This is a genomic window from Burkholderia sp. L-4 (assembly GCF_056856535.1).
The window spans coordinates 3271616-3293630 of record NZ_JBXEOX010000001.1 but is presented as its reverse complement, the minus strand read 5'-3'; the positions used below and the strand labels follow the sequence as shown (position 1 = coordinate 3293630).

Sequence of the window (22015 nt, the reverse complement as noted above, 5' to 3'; positions counted from 1 at the left end):
ACCGGCTGGCACCATCGGGCATCGATGGGTAACGTGCCAAGTAACGGAAAGCGACGGAGCTGATGCGTCGCTTTCCGGGTTTTCGTCACGGCGCGACAACCGGATGCTTCAGCGCATGCGCGGTCTCGATCCACTGCGCGTGGAATTCATCCGCATCGGGCTTGAGCCCCAGCTCGCCGTTGCGATAGGCCATCGCGAGCGTCTGCACGGCCTCCGGCAGCTCGTGCTCGGCGGCGCGGCGATAGAGCGCCAGCGCGCGCGCGTCGTCGCGCGGCACGCCGCTGCCGTCGCGGTACGCGTTCGCGAGCATGAAATCCGCGGCCGGGATGTCCGCGCGCGACGCGATCTCGAACCAGTGCGCGGCCTGCACCGGATCGGCGGCGATGCCGTAGCCGCTGCGATAGATCAGCCCGAGGTAATACGCGGCGGCCGGGTCGCCCTGTCCGGCCGCCGCGCCGAGCAGCGCGCGGGCGCGTGCGTAGTCTTTCGGGATGTCGCTGCTGCCGAGCAGCAGCGCCTTGCCGAGCGCGAGCTGCGCGCGCCTCGCGGCCGGCGCGTCGGCCTTGCCGTCGGCCGTCGCGGCCGTTTCCAGCCAGCCGCGCCCCTCGTCGCGCAGCCCCGGTTCGCGCGCGTCGACGAGCGCGATGCCGAGCGCCGCCTGCGCGGCGCCCGAGCCGAGGCGCGCGAGCGTGCGCAATTGCGCCAGCGCGTGCGGCTCGGTGGCCTGCGTGACCATCGCCTGCCACTCGTCGAGCTGCGCGGCGCTCGGCGCGGGGCCGTTGCCGCGCAGGCCGGTCGCCGCGACGACGGCCGCGACGGTCACGGCCGCCGCCGCGAGCAGGGCGGCCGGCGGGAGTTTCGCGCGCAGCACGCGCCGCGCGGCGGCGGTGACGCCGGTTTCGGCAGGCCGCATCGTCCGGATCGGTTGCATCGGATGTCTCATTGCGTGAGGTCGATCTCGTAGGTCGCGAGGTTCTTGCCCGAGCCGTCGTCGGCCGCGACCTGCGTGATGCCGGTCAGGCCGGCCGCCGCTGCGTCGCCCAGGCGGTTCGGCGCGGACGCGAACTGCACGTGCGCGACCGAGCTCGCGAGCTTCGTGAAGCGCCAGCTGCGCTGCGCGCCGTCGGCCGCACGCGTGATCGCGGCGCGTTTCTTGATGAACGCGATCAGCACGTCGCGGTTCGCGTCGGGCGACGCGAAGATCGTCTTGCTGCCGTCGAGGCCCGGGAAGTTGCCGCCGCCGCTTGCGCGGTAGTTGTTGGTCGCGACGATGAACTGCGCGTTCGGATCGATCGGCGCGCCCTTGTACGTCAGGTTCTTGATGCGGCTGCCGACGGCCTGCGTGACGTCGATTTCATACGCGAGGTCGGCCGACGTGAACATGTCGAAGTTGTAGCCGGGGAAGGTGCTGACGAGCGGCTGCACGGTCGCCTTGGTCGGGTCGATCCGGTTGAAGCGCTTCGCGGCCGTCTCGAGCCAGTTCTTCACGTCGGCGCCGCTCACCTTCACCGCGTACACGGTGTTCGGATACAGGTACAGGTCGGCCGCGTTGTTGATCGCGAGCGCGCCCGGCGCGACGTCGGTGTAGTCGGTGCCGCCGCCGAAGCCGCTCTTGAACGGCGCGCTGACCGACAGCACCGGCAGCGACGCGTACTGCGGCAGGTTCGCCTGCACGTAGGTCTTCACGTAGTCGGCCTGCGCCTCGTTGACGATCTGGATCGCGCCCGGATCGCCGACATCCGCGAAGTACGAGTTCATCCGGTAGTCGGTCGAGCCGATCGGCGTCTTCACGTAGTCGATCGTCGCCTGGTGCTCGGCGGCGATCGCGGCGGACACCGACGGATCGGGCGCGACGTAGCTCTTGTCGGCATTCTGGATCGACCGCGCCTCGACGGTCGTCTGCGACGGGTCGACGCTCCATGTCTTGCCGTCGAACTTCAGGCCGAGCTTGATCACGCCGAGGTGCTTGCCCCAGTAGTTGGCCATCACGGTCGGCACGCCGTTGACGGTGCCCTTGACCTTGTCGACGCCCGGCAGGTTGAACTGCGACACGGTGCTGTTCGCGTCCGGGAACACCTGGTGCGAGTGGCCGATCAGCATCGCGTCGATGCCCGTCACCTTCGACAGCCACCAGCTGCCGTTTTCCATCGTCGGCGAGTACGCGGAATTGTCGAGGCCGCCGTGCGAGATCGCGACGACGAGATCGGCGCCCTTCGCGCGCATTTCCGGAATGTACTTCTCGGCGGCTTCCTTCAGGCCGGTCGTGTAGACCTTGCCGTCGAGCCAGCGCTTGTCCCAGTTCATGATCGCGGGCGGCGTGAAGCCGATGATGCCGATCTTCACGGGCGCGCTGACCGTCCTGCCGTCCGGCGTCGTGGCCGTCACCGTCCGCGTCAGGATCGTGTACGGCGTGAACAGCGGCGCGTTGGTCTTCGCGCTGATCACGTTCGCGAGCACCTGCGGGAAGGTCGGGCCCGCGCACTTCTTCTGCTGGGCCGGCGCGGGCAGGCCGTCGACCTCGAACGTGTTGCCGGTCACCTGCGACAGGTACGGCAGCCCGTAGTTGAACTCGTGGTTGCCGATTCCGCCGCCGTCGAATTTGGCGGCGTTCATCACCTTGTAGATCGCGAGCGTCTGGTCGCAGCCGATCGGCTTCACGAGCGCCTGGTAGTCCGACAGCGCGGTGCCCTGGATCGTGTCGCCGTTGTCGAGCAGCAGCGTGTTCGGGTACTGCTTGCGCGCCTGCGCGATCAGCGTCGACACGCGCTCGAAACCGAGCGAATTGTCGGCGGCGAGCTTGAAATAATCGTATGACAGCACGTTGGTGTGCAGGTCGGTCGTCTCGAGCAGCGCGAGCGTGGCCGTCGTGCCGACGGGCGTCTGGGCCTGCGGCTGTGACGGTTGCGTGGCGGTGACGTCGTCGCCGCCGCAGCCGGCGAGGGCGAAGGCGAGGCTGGCGAGCGCGGCGGCGGCCGGTACGTGGCGGCGGGAAAACGGGGGGAAGCGCATCGGTTGTCCTGTTCGGTGTTCTGTTTTATGAAACGCGAGGGATGCAGCGAATGGCGGCGCGGCGCGCCGACGGCCTGATGTGCGGCGCGAGAGAGTATCGAAAGGAAACGTGACGGAAGAATGAAAGGTCACGACGCCGGCAGCGGTCAACCGCCAACCGGCGGCCGGCATCGGGCCGCGGCAGACGGCGGCGCCGGGCTGGCCCGGACCGGGCGGCCGCGGCGGGGCGCCCCCGCCCGGCGCGGTCGCGGAAATCGTCACGTCGCGGCATCGGGCGGTTCGCTACAATGGCCGCTGTCATCCTTTTGCAAACAACCTGCCCTTGGACTTCGAGACTCCTCCCGGCCTCTCGGTCGACGCCGGCGGCCAGGGCCAGACGGTGCGCCTGTACGGCCAGTGGACCGCGCTCGCGCTCGCGCGCAATCGCGGCGCCGTGGCGCGCCGCATCGCGGGCATCGCCACCGGCCGCGTGAGCGAATGGGATCTGTCCGGCATCGAGCGGCTCGACCACGTCGGCGGCCAGGCGCTGTGGCGCGTATGGGGGCGCAAGCTGCCGGCCGGCGTCGCGCTGAGCGCCACGCAGCGCACGATCTTCGAGCGCATCGAACGGCTCGACAGCGGCCGCGAGGCGCCGGAGCGGCTCGTGCGCGTCGATCCCGTCACGCGGCTCGGCCAGGCGATCTTCGCGTTCGGCGAGCACCTGCAGGGCGGCATCGCGATGTTCGGCCTCGTGATCCTCGATGCGCTGTCGGTGCTGCGCCGCCCGCGGACGATGCCGTGGAAGGAAACCTCGGCGAACATCTACAGCGCCGGCGCGCAGGCGCTGCCGATCACCGCGCTCGTCGCGTTCCTGATCGGCATCGTGCTCAGCTACCTGTCCGCGCAGCAGCTGCAGATGTTCGGCGCGAACCGCTACATCGTGAACATCCTCGGGCTGTCGGTGATCCGCGAGCTCGGCCCCGTGCTGTCGGCGATCCTCGTCGCGGGCCGTTCGGGCTCGGCGATCACCGCGCAGATCGGCGTGATGCGCGTGACCGAGGAGCTCGACGCGATGCGCGTGATGGGCATCCCGCACGGGCTGCGGCTGATCCTGCCGCGCGTGCTCGCGCTCGGCATCGCGATGCCGCTGCTCGTGATGTGGACCAACATCATCGCGCTGACGGGCGGCGCGCTGGCCGCGAAGCTCGTGCTCGGGATCGACGTCAACTATTTCGTGCGCTCGCTGCCGGGCGTCGTGCCGATCGCGAACCTGTACATCGGCGTCGGCAAGGGCGTCGTGTTCGGCATGCTGATCGCACTGGTCGCGTGCCATTTCGGCTTCCGGATCAAGGCGAACTCGCAGAGCCTCGGCGAAGGCACGACCACGTCGGTCGTGTCGTCGATCACGGTCGTGATCCTTGCCGACGCGGTGTTCGCGATCCTGTTCCAGAACGTGGGGCTCGGATGAACGCATCGAACGAAACGACCGCGCATGCGGCGGCCATCGGCGCCGGGTCGGTCGGCCCGCGGCCGGCCGGGGAGGCCGACGCCGGCGACCTCGTGATCGAGGTGCGCAACCTGACCAAGCGCTACGGGCGCAACATCATTCACCAGAAGCTCGACTTCGACGTGCGGCGCGGCGAGATCGTGTCGATCGTCGGCGGCTCGGGCTCCGGCAAGACGACGCTCGTGCGGCAGATCCTTGGCCTCGAGCGGCCGACGTCGGGCACGATCAAGGTATTCGGCGAGGATACGGCGACGATCGACGACGCGAGCGCGCGGATGATGCGCACGCGCTCGGGGATGCTGTTCCAGCAGGGCGCGCTGTTCTCGTCGATGACGGTGTTCGACAACGTCGCGCAGCCGCTGCGCGAGCTCGGCCGCGTGCCGCCGGACCTGCTGCACGACATCGTGATGCTGAAGCTCGAGATGGTCGGCCTGCCGTGCAAGCACGCGTCCAAGATGCCGGCCGCGCTGTCGGGCGGGATGGTGAAGCGGGTCGGCATCGCGCGCGCGATCGCGCTCGAGCCCGAGCTGCTGTTCCTCGACGAGCCGACGGCCGGCCTCGATCCGCAGGCGTCGGACGAATTCGTCGAACTGATCGCGACGCTGCACCGCACGCTGGGGCTGACCGTCGTGATGGTGACGCACGATCTCGACACGATGGTCGCGCTGTCGACCCGCGTCGCGGTGCTGGCCGACCGCAAGGTGCTGGTCGCCGCGCCTGTCGAGGAGGCCGCGAACGTCGACCATCCGTTCATTCACGAATATTTCCTGGGGCTGCGCGGGCGCCGCGCATTGCAGGCGCTGCCGCCCGAGCGGCGCGCGAAGCTGCCGAAGGCGGCCCTCGAACCGGCGCTGTCGAGCGTCGAGTTGTAACAGGCAAGGACAAGGAACCCTCTGATGGAAAACAAATCACATGCGTTCTGGGCCGGCCTGTTCACGATCGCGCTGACGCTCGCGATCGCGGGCACCGTGTTCTGGTTCAACGTCGACCGCACCGTGCGCGTGCCGTACGACCTGCTCGCGCGCACCAATGTGACGGGGCTGTTCCCGGACGCGGCCGTGCGTTTTCGCGGCCTCGACGTCGGCAAGGTGCAGTCGATCGGTTTCGATCGCACGCATCCGGGCCAGATCCGGATCCGCATCCTCGTCGACCACGACGCGCCGATCACGCAGTCGACCTACGGCAGCCTCGGCTTCCAGGGGGTGACGGGCATCGCGTTCGTGCAGCTCGAGGATACGGGGCGCGACCTGGCGCCGCTGCCGTCGTCGGCGAAGTCGATCGCGCAGATCCCGATGCGGCCGAGCCTGTTCGACCAGATCCAGGAGCGCGGCGACGTGCTGCTGCGCCAGCTCGAGCTGGCGGCCAAGAGCGCGAACGCGCTGATGTCGCCCGAGATGCGCGAGCAGTTGCGTGCGACGGCAGAGAGCCTGCAGCACGCGGCCGACGGCGCGGCGACGCTGACGAAGCAGCTCGGTCCGGCGGTCACCGCGCTGCCGGAGACGATGCACGAGGTGAATCGCGCGATGGCGTCGGCGAACACGCTGCTGCAGCCGAACGGGCCGCTCGTGTCGAACCTGAACAAGGCCGGTACGGCCGCCGAGCAGGTCGGCGTCGCGCTGAACGACCTGAACGCGCGCGTGCAGTACGACACGCTGCCGCGCTTCAATTCGCTGGCCGGCAGCGTCGGCGACGCGTCGCGGCAATTGAAGGACGTGGCCGGTGAACTCGGCCGCAACCCGCGCAGTCTGTTGTTCGGTTCGCCCGGCGCGGCGCCGGGGCCCGGCGAAGCGGGCTTCGTCTGGCCCGGTGCGACCGCCGGGAAATGAAGCGCGCATCCATCGACCGTCCGGCCGGAAACGGCCGGGCCATGACGCCCATCGAAACCGGAAACCTCATGCAGGAACATGCCATGCCACGAATCCTTGACCGCGCGCTGCGTCCCGCCGCGGCCGCGCTTGCCGTGCTGACGCTCGCGCTGGCGGCCGGCTGCGCCGGCAACAGCGCGGTGCTGTCGAATGTTCGCTACGACCTCGGGCCACCGTCGTCGGTCGTGACGGCCGGTTCGGGCCCCGCGCTGAAGGTGCTCGACGTCGTCGCGCCCGACGCGCTTGACTCGGACAAGTTCGCGTACCGCCTTGCCTACGCGGATGCGCAGCACGTGGCCGCCTATCGCGACAGCCGCTGGACCGCGCCGCCCGCGCAACTGCTCACGCAGCGGCTGCGCGGCGCGCTGTCGTCGCGCGGCGCGGTGCTCGAGGGGGCCGACGGCGTGCGCGCGCCGACCCTCAAGGTCGACCTGAACGAATTCGAACAGGTGTTCGACGGGCAGTCGCAGAGCCACGGCGCGGTGACCGCGCGCGCGACGCTGACGCTCGACGGCAAGGTGCTCGGCCAGCGCACGTTCGTCGCGCGGGCACCGTCGAGCACGCCGGACGCCGCAGGCGGCGCGCGCGCGCTCGCGGCGGCGAGCGACGAGCTCGTGTCGCAGATCGCCGCATGGGCCGGCATGCAGGCGTACGCGGGCACACCGTGACGCGACCCGCGCAGCCGCGATGAACGCGGCCGGCACGCATCGCGCATCGCCGCTCGCGCGGCAGGCCTTCGCCGCTTACGCGGCGCTCATCGTCTACGCGTCGCTGTATCCGTTCGACGGCTGGGTGTCGCTCGGCATCGGGCCGTTCGATTACCTGTTCGCGCCGATGCAGCGCTACGTGACCGCCTTCGACGTGGTCACGAACGTGCTCGGCTATCTGCCGTTCGGCGCGCTCGGCGTGCTCGCGCTGCACCCGCGCTGGCGCGGCGTGGCCGCGACGCTGATCGCGGGTGCGCTCGGCGTGCTGCTGTCCGGTTCGATGGAAGCGCTGCAGACCTACCTGCCGACGCGCGTCGCGTCGAATCTCGATCTCGGCGCCAACGCGCTCGGCGCATTGCTGGGCGCGGCGCTCGTCGCGCCGGCCACGGGCGCGCTGCTCGACCGCGGCGCGCTGCGCCGGCTGCGTTTCGCGTGGTTCGAGGCCGACGGCGCGACACCGCTGCTGCTGGCCGCGCTGTGGCCGTTCGCGATCCTGTTTCCGTCGCCGTTCCTGTTCGGCATCGGCGACTGGCCGGCCGCGCTGTGGGAACGCGCCGACGCGTCGATGCAGGACGCGCTGCTCGCGTGGCTGCCGGCCGCGTGGCGCGTCAGCGAATGGCCGGAGCGGGTCGACGGCTGGCTGTCCGATTCCGCGTGGGAGGCCGTGCTCGGCGGGCTGATGCTGTTCGCCGCGCTGGCGATCGCGTCGCTCGCGATGCGGCCGCGCGCGCCGCGCATCCGGCTGCTGGTCGCGCTGGTCGTCGTCACGCTCGTGCTGAAGGCGGCCGCGACGTTCATGCAGTCGGCCACCGGCCTCGTCGTCGTGTGGGCGACGCCCGGCGCGCGGCTCGGCATCGAGCTCGGCTTCGCCGCCGCGCTCGTCGCGCTGCGCGTGCCGCAGACCTGGCGCGCGGCGCTCGCGGCGCTGGCGCTGCTGGCCGGCGTGGCGCTCGTGAACCTGCTGCCGGTCAACCCGTTTTTCGACTTCACGCTGTCGGGCTGGCGGCAGGGCCGCTACGTGCACTTCAACAGCATCGCGCGCTGGCTCGCATGGATCTGGCCCTACGCGGCGCTGATCTGGCTCGGCCAGCGCGTCGAGCATGCGTGGCTGCCGGGCGCGCTGCGCCGCTGACCGGGCCGCCGGGGTGGGGCGGCAGCGGCGCTTGCGCGGGCAGCCGCGTGCGCCGGTCGCTATAATCGTCCGCATCCTCCGTTGCCTCCCGCGCAACGGCAATCCATCGCCCTTCTTTTCGGCACGGCGTCGCGCCGGGCCGCTCGTCACCACCATGGATTCCTACTACCAGCACCACGTCTTCTTCTGCCTGAACCAGCGCGAACCGGGCGCCGAACGTCCGAGCTGCGCGCAATGCGATGCGCAGACCATGCAGGAGTACGCGAAAAAGCGCGTGAAGGAACTCGGCCTCGCGGGGCCCGGCAAGGTTCGCATCAACAAGGCCGGCTGCCTCGACCGCTGCGAGGAAGGGCCCGTGATGGTCGTGTATCCGGAAGGCACGTGGTACACGTACGTCGACCAGGCCGACATCGACGAGATCGTCGAATCGCACCTGCGCGACGGCAAGGTCGTCGACCGCCTGAAGATCTGAGCGGGCCGGCCGAATGAACGTACATACGCAGAAATCGCTGATCGCGGGTCCGGTCGGGCAGATCGAAATCGCGGTCGACCTGCCGGATGCCGTGCGCGAAAGCGGCGCCGCGCCGCGCGGCATCGCGCTCGTCGCCCATCCGCATCCGCTGTTCGGCGGCACGATGGACAACAAGGTCGCGCAGACGCTCGCGCGCACGCTCGTGCAGCTGAACTACGTCGTCTACCGGTCGAACTTCCGCGGCGTCGGCGCCACCGAAGGCGTGCACGACAACGGCGCCGGCGAAGCCGACGACCTGCTCGCGGTGCTCGCGCACATGCGCGCGCAGCCCGCGTACGCGGACCTGCCGCTCGTGCTCGCGGGCTTCTCGTTCGGCACCTTCGTGCTGTCGCACGTCGCGAAGCGGCTGCGCGACGCGGGCGAGTCGATCGAGCGGATGGTGTTCGTCGGCACGGCCGCGAGCCGCTGGCAGGTGGCCGACGTGCCCGAGAACACGCTCGTGATCCACGGCGAAACCGACGACACGGTGCCGATCGCGTCGGTGTACGACTGGGCGCGGCCGCAGGAGCTGCCGGTCGTCGTGATCCCCGGCGCCGAGCATTTCCTGCATCGCAAGCTGCACGTGCTGAAGCGCATCATCGTCGACGCGTGGCGGTAACCGGCGCCCGCGCGCGGGGGTGACGGCCGCAGGCCGGTACCCGCAGCGCGTGCCCGCGCTTGCCGCGGGCGCGACCCGCCCGCGCGGCATCGCGCCGCACGCGGCGCTCGCTTCGACTTGCACGCCGCCTGCACGCGCCTTTCGAGGGGCTTCACGCGCGATCGCCTACGGCAGCTGCCCGAGGCCGAGGCGCGCTGCCCGCCGACGGGTCGGGGCTCGACTTCCGCCGCCCTCGATGTGCCGTCTTTCCGCATCCGTGGCGGCATCGCCAGGCGCCCCGGCGCGGCCGGGCAGCGCGCCGGTTTGCGCGATGCCGCGAGCGCGAGTCGGCCGGCACATCGACACCGTTTCGCACCGAACGCGACACAAGGTTCGCGAAAACGCCCTGCGCGGCCACGTATAATGGCCGGATTCCGCGTCGCCCGCGGCCCGGCTGGGCCCATGCGGCGCTCGTTTCGCCGCCTGTCCGCCCGCTCGCGACGGCCGCGAACCGAACGCGTCCGCACGAGTCCAACCGGCGCGTTTCGCGCCGCCCGACGCTGTCGGGCGCGTGCCCGGAACGCCCGCCGCCTTGCCGTTCAACCCTGCGCGTTTCGCACCGCACTTTCTGCCATCAGCCTGAATCGATCATGCGTCTGTCTTCCCAAGGCCTCAAGTCCCTCGCTTCCTCCATCGCCTTCGGCACCGCCGCGCGCAACGTCGCGCTCGGCGTGATGCTGCCCGTCGCGCTCGCATCGACGATCGTCGTCGCCGAGGCGAAACCGGCCGCCAAGGCCAAGGCCGCGCATGCGGCGCCGGCCGCCGAGCAGTTCACCGGCGCGCCCGCGACCTACATGCCGGGCGCGGTGCCGCCGCCGGGCGTGAACGCGCGCTCGTGGGTGCTCGTCGACGCGACCAGCAACACGGTGCTTGCATCGGGCAATGCGGACGAACGCGTCGAGCCGGCCTCGCTGACGAAGCTGATGACCGCGTACCTCGTGTTCGAGGCGCTCGACAAGAAGAAGATCTCGATGGAACAGATCGTCACGCCGAGCGACGCCGTGCGCCGCGTCGGCCGCGACGAGTCGCGCATGTTCATCGAGGCGAACAAGCCGGTGTCCGTGCATGACCTCGTGTACGGGATGATCATCCAGTCGGGCAACGACGCCGCGATCGCGCTGGCCGAACTCGTCGGCGGCAGCGAAGGGCAGTTCGTCACGCTGATGAACGACGAAGCGCAGCGCCTCGGCATGAAGGGCACGCACTTCGCCGACGTGAACGGCATGCCCGACCCGAACCACTACACGACGGCCGGCGACCTCGCGAAGCTGTCCGCGCACCTGATCCGCGATTTTCCGCAGTACTACAGCATCTTCTCGGAGAAGGAATTCAAGTACAACAACATCCGCCAGGGCAACCGCAACCGCCTGCTCTGGCTGGATCCGACGGTCGACGGCCTGAAGACGGGCCATACGCAGGCGGCCGGCTACTGCCTGATCGCATCGGCGAAGCGCGCGATTCCGGGCGTCGACGGCCAGCGCCGCCTGGTGTCGGTGATGATGGGCGAGCAGAAGGAAGGCGAGCGCACGCAGGACAGCATGAAGATGCTGAACTACGGCTACAGCGCGTTCGATTCGGTGCGCCTGTTCAAGGGCGGCCAGGCGATCTCGACGCCGCGCCTCTACAAGGGCAAGGAAAACACCGTGCAGGTCGGCGTGAAGAGCGACCAGTGGGCGACCGTGCCGCGCGGCCTCGGCGACAAGGTCAAGACGGAGGTCGACGTCAACGCGCCGCTGATCGCGCCGCTCGCGGAAGGCCAGCAGGTCGGCACCGTGAAGATCGTCGCCGACGGCAAGACGCTGTCCGAATTCCCGGTCGTCGCACTGCAGGCGGTGCCGGAAGCGGGTATCTTCGGGCGTATCTGGGACTCGATCCTGCTGATGTTCAGCAAGAAGAAGTAAGCCCGACGGGCCTTTGTTTTCACGACTTCATCCCCATCTGTCATCACTATGAGCCAAGCCGAATTCGAACCGATCGTCTACCTCAGCGTTGCGTCGCAGGAGGAACTGGTGCCGCTGTCCGAAGCCCGTGTGCCGGTGCTCGACCGCGGGTTCATCTTCGGCGACGGCGTGTATGAAGTCGTGCCCGTTTATGCGCACGACGGCGCGCACGTGCCGTTCCGGATCGATCAGCATCTGGAGCGGCTCGCGCGCAGCCTGAAGAAGATCGGCATCGACGATCCGCACGACGCGGCCGGCTGGCGCGCGCTGATCGAGCGCGTGGTCGCGGCGAATGCCGAAGGCCTCGGCGACGGCAACGCGCTCGTCTACCTGCAGGTGACGCGCGGCGTCGCGAAGCGCGGCCATGCGTTCCCGGCGAACGCGGTGCCGACGGTGTTCGCGATGACGAGCCCGCTGCGCCTGCCGTCGGAAGAGGAGCGCGCGAAGGGCGTGCGCTGCGTGACGGCCGAGGATCGCCGCTGGCTGCATTGCGACATCAAGTCGATCTCGCTGCTCGGCAACGTGCTGATGGCGCAGCATGCGGCGGAGCGCGACGCGTTCGAGACGCTGCAGCTGCGCGACGGCAACCTGACCGAAGGTTCGTCGTCGAACGTGTGGATCGTGAAGAACGGCGAGCTGATCGCACCGCCGCGCAGCAACAAGATCCTCGAAGGGATCCGCTACGCGCTGGTCGAGCAGCTGGCCGACGAATGCAAGATCCCGTTCGTCGCGCGCGAGATCAGCGAAGTGGAGTTGCGCGCGGCCGACGAGATCATGATCACGTCGGCCACGAAGGAAGTGCTGCCCGTCACGTTGCTCGACGACCTGCCTGTCCAGGGCGGCAAGCCGGGCCCCGTGTTCGCGGCGTTGTACGACGCGTACCAGCGTGCGAAGGCACGCGAGTTTGAACAGTTTGACCTAACCCGGAGAAAGTGATGAGCGAACCGACCAAAACCATCGAGGTGACCGGCGCGATCGATACCCGGAAGGAGTCGCTGCTGGAGTTTCCGTGCGATTTCCCGATCAAGATCATGGGCAAGGCGCACCCGGAGTTCAAGGACACGATCTTCAAGGTCGTGGCCGTTCACGACAACGAGATCGATGTCGAGAAGATCGAGGAGCGCGCGTCGAGCGGCGGCAATTACACGGGCCTCACGATCACCGTGCGCGCGACGAGCCAGGAACAGCTCGACAGCATCTACCGCGCACTGACCGGCCATCCGATGGTCAAGGTCGTCCTTTAAGCGCCTTCCAGCCGCCTGAGCGCTTTCCATCCTCCTTCCCGCGCGCACTCGGCGGGGGTCTTCCCCGCCGCGCGCCGCGCGTCCAGCTCGTCGCACAGCCGCTTGTATTCCACGACCTGCTCGAACAGCCAGGTCCTGAACGCCTGCACGCGCGGCGTATTCAGAAGCGGCGGCGGGCACACGAAAAAATAGTGCCACGGGCTTTGCCCGTCGATGTCGAACAGGCGCACGATGCGCCCGTCGAGCAGGTCGTGTACCGCGAGCGAGCGGCGCACCAGCGCGATGCCCTGGCCGTCGATCGCGGCCAGCAGCAGGTTCGACGAATCCTGGTACAGCACCCCCCGTTTCGGCTCGGTCAGCGTATCGAGCCCGGCCGCGTCGAACCACGGCCGCCACAGCTCGTCGTCCGAGCGCAGCAGGTTGTAGTGGACGAGATCGGCGGGCGTTTGCGGCAGCTTGCCGCCGTTCAGCGTCGGCGCACAGGCCGGAAAGAACACCTCCTCGAACAGCGGCTCGACGTGCAGCCCCGGATAGGTGCCGGAGCCGAAGCGGATCGCGAGGTCGACGTCGTCGCGCGCGAAATCGGTGAGCGAGTTGGTCGACTGCAGCTCGACGTCGATTTCCGGATGCCGCTCGATGAACGAGCCGATGCGCGGCGTGATGAAGCGCGCGGCGAACGACGACAGCATCGACACGACGAGCCGCCGGTCGCGGTCGCTCGAGCGCACCTCGCGCGTCGCGTCCGCGATCACCATCAGCGCGGTGCGGATCTGCTGCGCGTAGCGCATGCCGGCGTCGGTCAGGCACAGCCGCTTGCCGTTGCGCGTGAACAGCTGCACGCCGAGCTCCTCCTCGAGTGCGCGAACCTGGTGGCTGACCGCGCCGTGCGTGACGTACAGCTCGTCGGCGGCGCGCGAGAAATTCTCGTGACGGGCGGCGGCTTCGAACGCGCGAATCGCGTTCAGCGCAGGCAGCTGGCGGAGGTCCATTTGCTAATTTTCCTCACATCGACGTGAAAATTGGTCGTTTTGTCGGACGCCTTGAAGTGTCTACGATTGTAGCCATCGAAGCACTTATTGGCGGAGTCGATCATGCAAGAAATCTCTTCAAGCATCACGTTCGAAATCCCGGCGGGCGAAACCGTACCGATGAAGGTACAACGCAGCACGCGGCTGATCGTTCAATGCGGGCCGGTCTGGGCCACGCGCAGCAACGACGTGGACGACTACTTCCTGGTCGACGGCGAGACGCTGAAGCTGCGCCGCGGCGAGCGGCTGTGGCTCAGCGCGGAAGGCCGCGAGGGCGCGTGCGTCGCGTTCTCGGTGTCGCGGCCGCCCCGGGAGGTCGCGCTCGGCGGGCTGGCACGGCTGCGCGAACGCGTGAGCGCACTGTTCCACGACGGCTGGCGCACGGTCTGACCTGCATGTCGTCCGACGGATACCGGCGATCCGTCCCCGTCCCAAGGCCGGCGAGACCCATGGGTTTTCGGTAAACTACCGTCCATGTCCGTTTCGCCGGTTTACATCGTGTCCACCCCTGTCGCCGTTTCCGCATCGCCCGCCGATTCCCCGGCCCAGCCGGTCACCGTGCGCTGGCGGGGCCTCGAGGCCTACGAGACGAGCTTCGACGCGATGCGCGCGTTCACCGACGCGCGTACGGCCGATACCGGCGACGAGATCTGGGTGGTCGAGCATTCGCCCGTCTACACGCTCGGCCAGGCCGGCGACCCGGCCCACCTGCTGGTGGCCGACAGCGGCGTGCCGCTCGTGAAGGTCGACCGCGGCGGACAAATCACCTACCACGGCCCCGGCCAGATCGTCGTCTACCTGCTGCTGGACCTGCGCCGGCGCAAGCTGATGGTGCGCACGCTCGTGACGAAGATCGAGGAGGCCGTGATCGAAACCCTCGCGGCGTATAATCTCGCTTCGGTCCGCAAGGCGGGTGCGCCGGGGATCTACGTGGCATCCGGCGTGCACGAGGGCGCGAAAATCGCGGCCCTCGGCCTGAAGATCCGCAACGGCTGCAGCTATCACGGGCTCAGCCTGAACGTGAAGATGGATCTGCGCCCGTTTCTTGCGATCAACCCGTGCGGCTATGCCGGACTGGAAACCGTCGACATGGCGAGCCTCGAGGTTGCCGCCGACTGGAACGACGTCGCGCACACGCTGGTGCGCCGTCTGATCGCCAACCTCGACGGCGCATCCGCGGCCGCCGACAAGCCGCAGGCACTGGAACAATCGAATGACTGACGTTACCGCTTCTCCCGCACCGGCCGATTCGGCCGCCACCGCTGCGTACGATCCGACCGCCAAGCAGAAGGCGCAGGCGAAGACGGCGCGCATCCCGATCAAGGTCATTCCGATCGAGAAGCTGAAGAAGCCCGAGTGGATCCGCGTGAAGGCGGCCACCGGCAGCTCGCGCTTCAACGAGATCAAGACGATCCTGCGTGAGCACAACCTGCACACCGTGTGCGAGGAAGCGAGCTGCCCGAACATCGGCGAATGCTTCGGCAAGGGCACCGCGACGTTCATGATCATGGGCGACAAGTGCACGCGCCGCTGCCCGTTCTGCGACGTCGGCCACGGCCGCCCCGATCCGCTCGACGCCGACGAACCGAAGAACCTCGCGCGCACGATCGCCGCGCTGAAGCTCAAGTACGTGGTGATCACGAGCGTCGACCGCGACGACCTGCGCGACGGCGGCGCCGCCCACTTCGTCGAGTGCATCCGCGAAGTGCGCGAGCAGTCGCCGGAAACGCGCATCGAGATCCTGACGCCGGACTTCCGCGGCCGTCTCGACCGCGCGATCTCGATCCTGAACGCCGCACCGCCCGACGTGATGAACCACAACCTCGAAACGGTGCCGCGCCTGTACAAGGAAGCGCGCCCGGGTTCTGACTACGCGCACTCGCTGAAGCTCCTGAAGGACTTCAAGGCGCAGCATCCGGACGTCGCGACGAAGTCGGGCCTGATGGTCGGCCTCGGCGAGACGGAGGAGGAAATCCTGCAGGTGATGCGCGACCTGCGCGCGCACGACGTCGACATGCTGACGATCGGCCAGTACCTGCAGCCGTCCGAGCACCACCTGCCGGTGCGCGCGTACGTGCATCCGGACACGTTCAAGATGTACGAGGAAGAGGCGTACAAGATGGGCTTCACGCACGCGGCCGTCGGCGCGATGGTGCGGTCGAGCTATCACGCCGATCTGCAGGCGCACGGGGCCGGCGTGGTCTGAGCGCCGCGTTCGCGCAGCAGTCTCATGCAGTCGAAAAAAGCCCGCAGCGATGCGGGCTTTTTCGTTGCCGCGCCGGCCGTCCGTGCTGCCGCACGGCAATCGCCACCCGACCGGACACGCGATCCGGTCGAACGTGGAAAGCAAAGCCGAAACGGCATCGATAGCTTCGCAGGATAAGTTCGCTCCCGCGGCACACAAAGCTCGTAAAGTCGGCTCTCCCGCAGCAATGCCCGCATTCCGAAGGAGAGCCGCATGTCCCGTTTCAGCTTCATCCGCCGCGCCGTCGTCGCGCTGACCGCCTTTGCCGCGCTCGGCGCGGCCCACGCCGAATCGCGCGAAGTCGTGATCGCGTACCAGGACATGGTCGTGCCGTGGCGTTACGCGCAGGCGAGCGGTGAAGTCGAAAAGGCGACCGGCTACAAGGTCACGTTCCGCAAGCTCGACAGCGGCGCCGACGTGATCCGCGCGCTCGCGTCGGGCTCCGTGCAGCTCGGCGAAGCCGGGTCGAGTCCGATCGCCGCCGGTCTGTCGCAGGGGCTCGACATCTCGCTGTTCTGGGTACTCGACAACATCAACGACGCCGAGGCGCTCGTCGCGCGCAACGGCTCGGGCGTCACGAACGTCGCATCGCTGAAGGGCAAGAAGATCGGTGTGCCGTTCGTATCGACGTCGCACTTCCATACGCTCGTCGCGCTGCAGGCAGCGGGCGTCAATCCGAACGACGTGAAGATCGTCAACCTGCGTCCGCCCGAAGTCGCGGCCGCATGGGCGCGCGGCGACATCGACGCGACCTACATCTGGGATCCGGTGCTCGCGAAGGTCAAGCAGTCGGGCACCGTGCTGACGACGTCGGGCCAGGTTGCGAAAGAAAGTGGCAAGGCGACCTTCGACGGCTTCGTCGTGAGCCGCAAGTTCGCGCGCGAGAATCCCGAGTTCGTCACGCGCTTCGTGAAGGTGCTCGCGGCGGCGGACGCCGACTACCGCACGCATGCGGCGGCATGGAAGGTCGGCTCGCCGCAGGTCGCCGCGGTCGCGAAGGTGTCGGGCGCGAACGCGCAGGACGTGCCGGCGAGCCTCGCGCTCTACGCGTTTCCGACGGCAGCCGAGCAGGCGTCGCCGACGTGGCTCGGCGGCGGCGCGCAATCGGGCGCCGCGAAGTCGCTCGCGGCCACGGCCACGTTCCTCAAATCGCAGGGCACGATCCAGACGGTGTTGTCCGACTATTCGGCCGGCGTCGATCCGCAGTTCGTGCAGAAGGCCGCGCGCTGAGCGCGGCGATCATCGCGGAGTCCCGAGCATGAGCACGCTGGAAGTCCGTCAGGTATCGGTTGCCTATCCGGGCGAGCGTGGCAGGCCGACGACGCAGGCGCTCGCGCGCGTCGACCTGCGTATCGATGCCGGTGAATTCGTCGTCGCGCTTGGCGCCTCCGGGTGCGGGAAGACGACGCTGCTGAACTGCATGGCCGGCTTCGTCGCGCCGACGACGGGCGACGTGCGCGTCGACGGCGTGCCCGTCACGGGCCCGGGCGCCGATCGCGGCGTCGTGTTCCAGAAGTACGCGTTGCTGCCGTGGCTCGACGTGCTCGACAACGTCGCGCTCGGGCTGCGCTTCGCGCGCGTGAAGAAGGCCGAACGCGAGGCGCGGGCGCGACAGATGCTCGCGCTCGTCGGGCTCGACCATCATGCGCATGCGCGCGTGTACGAGCTGTCGGGCGGGATGCAGCAGCGTGTCGGCATCGCGCGTGCGCTCGCGAGCGACCCGCGCGTGCTGCTGATGGACGAGCCGATGGGCGCGCTCGACGCGATGACGCGCGGCTCGATGCAGGCGCTCGTGCTCGACGTGTGGGCGCGTACCGGCAAGACCGTGTTCTTCATCACGCACGATGTCGAGGAGGCGTTGTTTCTCGCGACGCGTCTCGTCGTGATGACACCGGGCCCGGGGCGCATCGCGGAAACCTTCGAGCTGCCGTTCGCGCGTCGCTACGTCGAATCGCGCGATGCGCGCGCGGTGAAGTCGTCGCCGGATTTCATCGCGTGGCGCGAGCGGCTGATCGCGTACCTGCATCGCGACGAGGCCGTCGCGGAGCACGCATGACGAGCGAACTCGCGCGGCACGGCGCGGCCGTCGGGCGCGGCCGGAACAGCACTTTGCACAGGCAGGACAGCATGAGCACGCAGGATTCGTGGGCGGCCGATCGCACGGCCGCGGGTATCGAGCAGGGCGGTCGCACGGAACACGAGGCGGCGGTGCGTCGTGCGCCGTCGTCGCGCCGCTACCGGCTGCCGGGGGAAGGGAAGACCGCGCGACTGAGCGCGGCGACGGTCGCGGCGCTGGCGGTGCTGTGGTGGGTCGCGACGCATCGCCAATGGCTGCCGCCGCTGTTCCTGCCCGCGCCGGAAGCCGTATGGGCGGCGTTCGTCGATGCGTGGCACGGGCGCATCCAGGGCGGCCTGCCGCTGTCCGACCATCTGCTGTGGAGCGCCGCGCGCGTGTTCGGCGCGTTCCTGCTCGCGACCGCGATCGGCGTGCCGGCCGGCATCCTGATGGGCGTGAGCCGCGTCGCGCGCGGCGTGCTCGATCCGCTGCTGGAGTTCTACCGGCCGCTGCCGCCGCTCGCGTACCTGCCGCTCGTCGTGATCTGGTTCGGCATCGACGAGACGGCGAAGCTCGTCGTGATCTTTCTCGCCTGCTTCGCGCCGATCGCGATGGCCGCACGCGCCGGCGTGCGCGCGGCGACGGTCGAGCAGATCAACGCCGCGTATTCGCTCGGCGGCAGCTTCGCGCAGATCGTGCGCCACGTGGTGCTGCCGGCCGCGCTGCCGGAAATCCTCACCGGGCTGCGGATCGCGATCGGCTTCGGCTGGACGACGCTCGTCGCGGCCGAGATGGTCGCCGCGACGGCCGGGCTCGGGCAGATGGTGCTCAATGCGTCGAGCTTCCTGCGCACCGATATCGTCGTGATGGGCATCCTGATCATCGGCGCGATCGCGTGGCTGTTCGATCTCGCGATGCGGTGGGTCGAGCGGCGCGTCGTGCCGTGGAAGGGGCGCGGCTGAAGCAGCGCGCGGCACGCCCGGATCGGCTGGCGCACGACCGTCAGCGGCCGGGCGTAAGCGGCGGTGAATTCGGCGACGAATGCATCGCGCGGCAGTCCGGGCACCGACGCGCATCGCCGTACCGGCGATGCCGGCCGCCTGCAATCACGCGCTCATGTTCTGCGCTTGCGCAGGCGCTGCGTCGAGCGAAGCCGCCGGGTCGATCAGCCACGTGAAGTTGTCGCTCATCGCCCTCACTCGCCCATCGCCACCCCTTCCCGACGCGGATCCGCGCCGCCGAACCACACCGTCTGCCCCTGCACGTTCAGCCGCTGGATACCCTGCAGCCCGGAGTTCATCTCGACGACCTGCACGTCGTGCCCGCGGCCCTTGAGCCCGTCGGCGAGCGCCTCCGACACGCGGCCGCGCTCCAGTTGCGTCGGCCCGTTCATCGACCCGAAGTTCGGCAGCGCGATCGCCTGCTGCATCGTCATGCCCCAGTCGAGCACGCCGACCAGCGTCTTCGCGACGTGGTTGATGATCGCGGGGCCGCCGGCCGAGCCGACGACCATCGTCACCTGTTTCGTCTTCTTGTCGAACACGAGTTCCGGCGACATCGCCGAGCGCGGCCGCTTGCCCGGCTGCACGCGGTTCGCGACCGGCCGGCCGTTGTCGTTCGACACGAACGAGAAATCGGTGAGCTGGTTGTTCAGCATGAAGCCGCGCACCATCAGCCGCGAGCCGAACGCATCCTCGATGCTGGTCGTCATCGACAGCGCCTGGCCGTAGCGGTCGACGATCGCGATGTCGGACGTCGACGGCCGTTCGGGGCTGCGATCGTCGGCCATCGCGAGCGTCGCGCCCTGCGGCGCGCCGGCCTGCGCGACGCCCATGCTGGTGTCGCCGATCAGCCGCGCGCGCTGCGCGAGATAGGTCTTGTCGGTGAGGCTCGCCCAGCTGCCGCCCGGCAGCGGCACGAAATCGGGATCGGCGACGTAACGCGCGCGGTCCGCATACGCGAGGCGGCCGGCCTCGCTGAACAGGTGCGCGGCGAACGGCGTCGGCTCGTAGCCGACATCGTTGCGCACCGGCTTCTGCGCGCCGATCTGCTGCCAGTCGGGCATCGCCTCGAGGATGCCGAGCATCTGCGCGATCGCGAGGCCGCCCGACGACGGCGGCGGCATCCCGCACACCACCGAGCGCCGGTAGTCGGCGCACAGCGGCGTGCGCACCTTCGCCTTGTAGCGCGCGAGATCCTGCAGCGACAGCAGGCCCGGGTTGGTCGGGTGCTTGCGCACCTTCGTGACGATGTCGCGCGCGATCGCGCCGCTGTAGAACGCATTCGCGCCGCGCTCGGCGACCTGGCGCAGCACGGTCGCGAGCGCGGGGTTCTTCAGCACCGTGCCGGCCGCCTTCGGCGTGCCGTCGGCGTTGTAGAAGTACGCGCGCGCGGCCGGGTCGTTCTTCAGGTACCGGTCGTTCGCGATCAGCGTCGCGAGCCGCGGGCTGATCGTGAAGCCGCGCTCGGCGAGCCGGATGGCCGGCTGGAACAGCCGGCGCCACGGCAGCTTGCCGTGCGCGCGGTGCGCGGCGTCGAGCATGCGCAGCACGCCCGGCGTGCCGACCGAGCGGCCGCCGACGACACCTTCGTAGAAGCTCATCGGCTGGCCGGTCGGCCCGTAGAACAGCCGGTCGGTCGCGGCGGCCGGCGCGGTCTCGCGGCCGTCGTACGCCTGCGCCGTCTTGCCGTCGAAGTACAGCATGAACGCGCCGCCGCCGATCCCCGACGATTGCGGCTCGACGAGCGCGAGCACCATCTGCGTCGCGATCGCCGCGTCGATCGCGGTGCCGCCGGCCTTCAGCATGTCGTAGCCGGCCTGCGTCGCAAGCGGGTTCGCGGCCGCGATCATGAAGTGCTGCGAGGTCCAGCCCGGCTTGTCGGTCCATCCCGACGACAGTTCGGGCGCGTGAACGCCGGGCAGCGGGACGGCCGCGCCCGATGCGGCGGCGACCGGGACGACGGCGCCCGACGGCGCGGACGGGGACGTGCAGCCGGCGTTGAACGCGACGAGCGCGACGGCGGCAAGCAGCGTCCAGGGACGCGGGTGCGGGCGAATCCGGTCGAACATTGAACCCTCGGCAGCAGTGAATGCGAATGAGGCGACGGCGCCGGCGCAACGCGGCTGCCGGCCCGGCGCGCTATTGTCGCCGCGCCGCCGGCGGATTGTCATCCGACAGAAAACCCTGACGAATCGCGGCGGGCCCGCCCCGGCCGGTCTTTCCGGCCTGTTCGAGGATGAACTCTATGAACGTCGACGTCGCGCGCGTGTGATGCCGGTTCGGCATGTACAGCATGTACATGTGCGTGCCGAAGATGCTGAGCCGGTACGCGTCGAGCGACGTGACGACGGTGCCGCGCCGCATGTCGTCCTGCATCACGTAGTCGGGCACGATGCCGACGCCGATGCCCGCGAGGATCGCCTGGCGCAGGAACAGGAAGTTCTCCGAAATCAACGTGGGTTCGAGCAGCACCTCGTGGCGCTCGTCGCCGAGATACGCGGCGATCCGGAGCTGCCGGCCCATCACCGTCGCGGTGACGACCGGCGCGGCGGCCAGCGCGCCGAGGCTCGACGGCATCCCGTGCGCGGCCGCGAACGCCGGCGACGCGCACGCGACGTAGCGCACCGCGCCCATGTCGCGTGCGACGAGGTTCTGCGGCGGCTCGGACATCACGCGGATCGCGATGTCGACTTCGTCGCGCATCAGGTCTTCGACGCGATTCTCGAACACGACGTCGAGCACGATGCCCGGGTGCAGCCGCTTGAACGCGAGCAGCCAGTCGGACATCACCATCTGCCCGTAGCCGCTCGGCACCGACAGCCGCACGCGGCCCTGCAGGTCCTGGCCGAGCGTCGTCACCGATTCCTGCGCGGCGAGCAGTTCGTTGCGGATGCGCCGGCCGTGCTCGTACAGCTTCAGCCCGATCTCGGTCGGCTCGATGCGCCGCGTCGTGCGCCGCACCAATTGCTGGCCGATCGAGCGTTCCAGCTGGTTCAGCCGGTAGCTGACGTTCGCGCGGCTCATCTTGAGCCGCTGGGCGGCCTTGCTGAGATTGCCGGCGTCGAGGATCTCGACGAGCAGCGTCAGCGCGTTCAGGTCCATGTTTTCGCTCCTGATCCGTCCCGTTTAACGG

At 69.2% G+C, this 22015-nt stretch carries 21 protein-coding genes; 16 read left to right on the top strand and 5 right to left on the bottom strand.

The genetic code is table 11. The features are described 5' to 3' along the window. Window positions 1-85: 85 nt before the first annotated feature. Both AC1VVG_RS15355 and AC1VVG_RS15350 read right to left on the bottom strand, forming a co-directional pair. Window positions 86-931 carry a tetratricopeptide repeat protein gene (locus tag AC1VVG_RS15355; RefSeq protein WP_482835816.1) on the bottom strand — a complete coding sequence of 282 codons (846 nt, stop codon included), beginning with the start codon at window positions 929-931 and terminating at the stop codon, window positions 86-88. A gap of 8 nt (window positions 932-939) precedes the next feature. Then, complete coding sequence (locus AC1VVG_RS15350; protein WP_034189190.1) at window positions 940-3009, bottom strand: bifunctional 2',3'-cyclic-nucleotide 2'-phosphodiesterase/3'-nucleotidase; 2070 nt, start codon at window positions 3007-3009, stop codon at window positions 940-942. A 322-nt stretch (window positions 3010-3331) separates the two neighbouring features. On the opposite strand from AC1VVG_RS15350, the gene AC1VVG_RS15345 reads away from it, so the two are divergent. From AC1VVG_RS15345 to AC1VVG_RS15300, 10 genes are all read left to right on the top strand, one after another. Next, window positions 3332-4456, top strand: coding sequence for an MlaE family ABC transporter permease (locus AC1VVG_RS15345; RefSeq protein ID WP_034189191.1), 1125 nt, complete (start codon window positions 3332-3334; stop codon window positions 4454-4456). Further along, on the top strand, window positions 4453-5367 hold the full coding sequence (locus AC1VVG_RS15340) for an ABC transporter ATP-binding protein (RefSeq protein WP_034189192.1): 915 nt from the start codon (window positions 4453-4455) through the stop codon (window positions 5365-5367). The genes AC1VVG_RS15345 and AC1VVG_RS15340 overlap by 4 nt, the downstream gene beginning before the upstream one ends. Window positions 5368-5391: 24 nt before the next feature. Then, window positions 5392-6321, top strand: a complete 930-nt coding sequence (locus AC1VVG_RS15335; RefSeq protein WP_034189193.1) for an MlaD family protein — start codon at window positions 5392-5394, stop codon at window positions 6319-6321. Between the two features lie 68 nt (window positions 6322-6389). Continuing rightward, complete coding sequence (locus AC1VVG_RS15330) at window positions 6390-7028, top strand: ABC-type transport auxiliary lipoprotein family protein (RefSeq protein WP_407056605.1); 639 nt, start codon at window positions 6390-6392, stop codon at window positions 7026-7028. A gap of 19 nt (window positions 7029-7047) precedes the next feature. Further along, the gene (locus AC1VVG_RS15325) at window positions 7048-8199 is read left to right on the top strand and encodes a VanZ family protein (protein ID WP_301742847.1); all 1152 of its coding nucleotides are present in this window, start codon (window positions 7048-7050) and stop codon (window positions 8197-8199) included. Window positions 8200-8353: 154 nt separating this feature from the next. Further along, window positions 8354-8671 (top strand): (2Fe-2S) ferredoxin domain-containing protein, encoded by a 318-nt coding sequence (locus AC1VVG_RS15320; RefSeq protein WP_011694422.1) that lies wholly within the window; start codon window positions 8354-8356, stop codon window positions 8669-8671. Between the two features lie 13 nt (window positions 8672-8684). After that, window positions 8685-9329 (top strand): alpha/beta hydrolase, encoded by a 645-nt coding sequence (locus AC1VVG_RS15315; protein WP_049032355.1) that lies wholly within the window; start codon window positions 8685-8687, stop codon window positions 9327-9329. A gap of 629 nt (window positions 9330-9958) precedes the next feature. Then, window positions 9959-11269 (top strand): D-alanyl-D-alanine carboxypeptidase family protein, encoded by a 1311-nt coding sequence (locus AC1VVG_RS15310; protein WP_034189196.1) that lies wholly within the window; start codon window positions 9959-9961, stop codon window positions 11267-11269. Between the two features lie 48 nt (window positions 11270-11317). Then, window positions 11318-12244, top strand: coding sequence for a D-amino acid aminotransferase (locus tag AC1VVG_RS15305; RefSeq protein ID WP_034189197.1), 927 nt, complete (start codon window positions 11318-11320; stop codon window positions 12242-12244). Beyond that, a complete protein-coding gene (locus AC1VVG_RS15300) occupies window positions 12244-12552 on the top strand; it encodes an HP0495 family protein (RefSeq protein WP_034189198.1) in 309 nt (102 codons plus the stop codon). The genes AC1VVG_RS15305 and AC1VVG_RS15300 overlap by 1 nt, the downstream gene beginning before the upstream one ends. On the opposite strand, the gene AC1VVG_RS15295 is transcribed toward AC1VVG_RS15300, so the two are convergent. Continuing rightward, window positions 12549-13541, bottom strand: coding sequence for a transcriptional regulator GcvA (locus AC1VVG_RS15295; RefSeq protein ID WP_034189199.1), 993 nt, complete (start codon window positions 13539-13541; stop codon window positions 12549-12551). The two genes, AC1VVG_RS15300 and AC1VVG_RS15295, sit on opposite strands and share 4 nt — an antisense overlap. A gap of 102 nt (window positions 13542-13643) precedes the next feature. Here AC1VVG_RS15295 and AC1VVG_RS15290 point away from each other — a divergent pair, with 102 nt between their 5' ends. The 6 genes from AC1VVG_RS15290 to AC1VVG_RS15265 all read left to right on the top strand — a co-directional run bounded on the left by AC1VVG_RS15290 (window position 13644) and on the right by AC1VVG_RS15265 (window position 18843). Further along, window positions 13644-13970, top strand: coding sequence for a DUF2917 domain-containing protein (locus tag AC1VVG_RS15290; protein WP_034189295.1), 327 nt, complete (start codon window positions 13644-13646; stop codon window positions 13968-13970). Between the two features lie 84 nt (window positions 13971-14054). Then, the gene (gene lipB / locus AC1VVG_RS15285; protein ID WP_124608983.1) at window positions 14055-14801 is read left to right on the top strand and encodes a lipoyl(octanoyl) transferase LipB; all 747 of its coding nucleotides are present in this window, start codon (window positions 14055-14057) and stop codon (window positions 14799-14801) included. Next, entirely contained in the window at window positions 14794-15786 is a 993-nt protein-coding gene (lipA, locus tag AC1VVG_RS15280; protein ID WP_034189201.1) for a lipoyl synthase, read from the top strand. The genes lipB and lipA overlap by 8 nt, the downstream gene beginning before the upstream one ends. Window positions 15787-16038: 252 nt before the next feature. Then, the gene (gene tauA, locus AC1VVG_RS15275) at window positions 16039-17055 is read left to right on the top strand and encodes a taurine ABC transporter substrate-binding protein (RefSeq protein WP_034189202.1); all 1017 of its coding nucleotides are present in this window, start codon (window positions 16039-16041) and stop codon (window positions 17053-17055) included. Window positions 17056-17083: 28 nt separating this feature from the next. Then, a complete protein-coding gene (locus tag AC1VVG_RS15270; RefSeq protein WP_034189203.1) occupies window positions 17084-17881 on the top strand; it encodes a taurine ABC transporter ATP-binding protein in 798 nt (265 codons plus the stop codon). Continuing rightward, on the top strand, window positions 17878-18843 hold the full coding sequence (locus tag AC1VVG_RS15265) for an ABC transporter permease subunit (protein WP_049028830.1): 966 nt from the start codon (window positions 17878-17880) through the stop codon (window positions 18841-18843). Before AC1VVG_RS15270 ends, AC1VVG_RS15265 begins: the two co-directional genes overlap by 4 nt. Window positions 18844-19076: 233 nt before the next feature. On the opposite strand, the gene ggt is transcribed toward AC1VVG_RS15265, so the two are convergent. Beyond that, window positions 19077-20951, bottom strand: a complete 1875-nt coding sequence (gene ggt, locus AC1VVG_RS15260) for a gamma-glutamyltransferase (RefSeq protein ID WP_069706682.1) — start codon at window positions 20949-20951, stop codon at window positions 19077-19079. A 70-nt stretch (window positions 20952-21021) separates the two neighbouring features. Next, window positions 21022-21984: a LysR family transcriptional regulator gene (locus AC1VVG_RS15255; RefSeq protein WP_049030921.1), complete on the bottom strand. Its 963-nt coding sequence runs from the start codon at window positions 21982-21984 to the stop codon at window positions 21022-21024. Window positions 21985-22015: the final 31 nt, after the last annotated feature.

Coding starts and splice junctions, on each gene's coding strand:
- AC1VVG_RS15355 (WP_482835816.1), bottom strand. CDS start 931: ATGCAACCGATCCGGACGATGCGGCCTGCCGAAACCGGCGTCACCGCC.
- AC1VVG_RS15350 (WP_034189190.1), bottom strand. CDS start 3,009: ATGCGCTTCCCCCCGTTTTCCCGCCGCCACGTACCGGCCGCCGCCGCG.
- AC1VVG_RS15340 (WP_034189192.1), top strand. CDS start 4,453: ATGAACGCATCGAACGAAACGACCGCGCATGCGGCGGCCATCGGCGCC.
- AC1VVG_RS15335 (WP_034189193.1), top strand. CDS start 5,392: ATGGAAAACAAATCACATGCGTTCTGGGCCGGCCTGTTCACGATCGCG.
- AC1VVG_RS15330 (WP_407056605.1), top strand. CDS start 6,390: ATGCAGGAACATGCCATGCCACGAATCCTTGACCGCGCGCTGCGTCCC.
- AC1VVG_RS15325 (WP_301742847.1), top strand. CDS start 7,048: ATGAACGCGGCCGGCACGCATCGCGCATCGCCGCTCGCGCGGCAGGCC.
- AC1VVG_RS15320 (WP_011694422.1), top strand. CDS start 8,354: ATGGATTCCTACTACCAGCACCACGTCTTCTTCTGCCTGAACCAGCGC.
- AC1VVG_RS15315 (WP_049032355.1), top strand. CDS start 8,685: ATGAACGTACATACGCAGAAATCGCTGATCGCGGGTCCGGTCGGGCAG.
- AC1VVG_RS15310 (WP_034189196.1), top strand. CDS start 9,959: ATGCGTCTGTCTTCCCAAGGCCTCAAGTCCCTCGCTTCCTCCATCGCC.
- AC1VVG_RS15305 (WP_034189197.1), top strand. CDS start 11,318: ATGAGCCAAGCCGAATTCGAACCGATCGTCTACCTCAGCGTTGCGTCG.
- AC1VVG_RS15300 (WP_034189198.1), top strand. CDS start 12,244: ATGAGCGAACCGACCAAAACCATCGAGGTGACCGGCGCGATCGATACC.
- AC1VVG_RS15295 (WP_034189199.1), bottom strand. CDS start 13,541: ATGGACCTCCGCCAGCTGCCTGCGCTGAACGCGATTCGCGCGTTCGAA.
- AC1VVG_RS15290 (WP_034189295.1), top strand. CDS start 13,644: ATGCAAGAAATCTCTTCAAGCATCACGTTCGAAATCCCGGCGGGCGAA.
- lipB (WP_124608983.1), top strand. CDS start 14,055: ATGTCCGTTTCGCCGGTTTACATCGTGTCCACCCCTGTCGCCGTTTCC.
- lipA (WP_034189201.1), top strand. CDS start 14,794: ATGACTGACGTTACCGCTTCTCCCGCACCGGCCGATTCGGCCGCCACC.
- tauA (WP_034189202.1), top strand. CDS start 16,039: ATGTCCCGTTTCAGCTTCATCCGCCGCGCCGTCGTCGCGCTGACCGCC.
- AC1VVG_RS15270 (WP_034189203.1), top strand. CDS start 17,084: ATGAGCACGCTGGAAGTCCGTCAGGTATCGGTTGCCTATCCGGGCGAG.
- AC1VVG_RS15265 (WP_049028830.1), top strand. CDS start 17,878: ATGACGAGCGAACTCGCGCGGCACGGCGCGGCCGTCGGGCGCGGCCGG.
- ggt (WP_069706682.1), bottom strand. CDS start 20,951: ATGTTCGACCGGATTCGCCCGCACCCGCGTCCCTGGACGCTGCTTGCC.
- AC1VVG_RS15255 (WP_049030921.1), bottom strand. CDS start 21,984: ATGGACCTGAACGCGCTGACGCTGCTCGTCGAGATCCTCGACGCCGGC.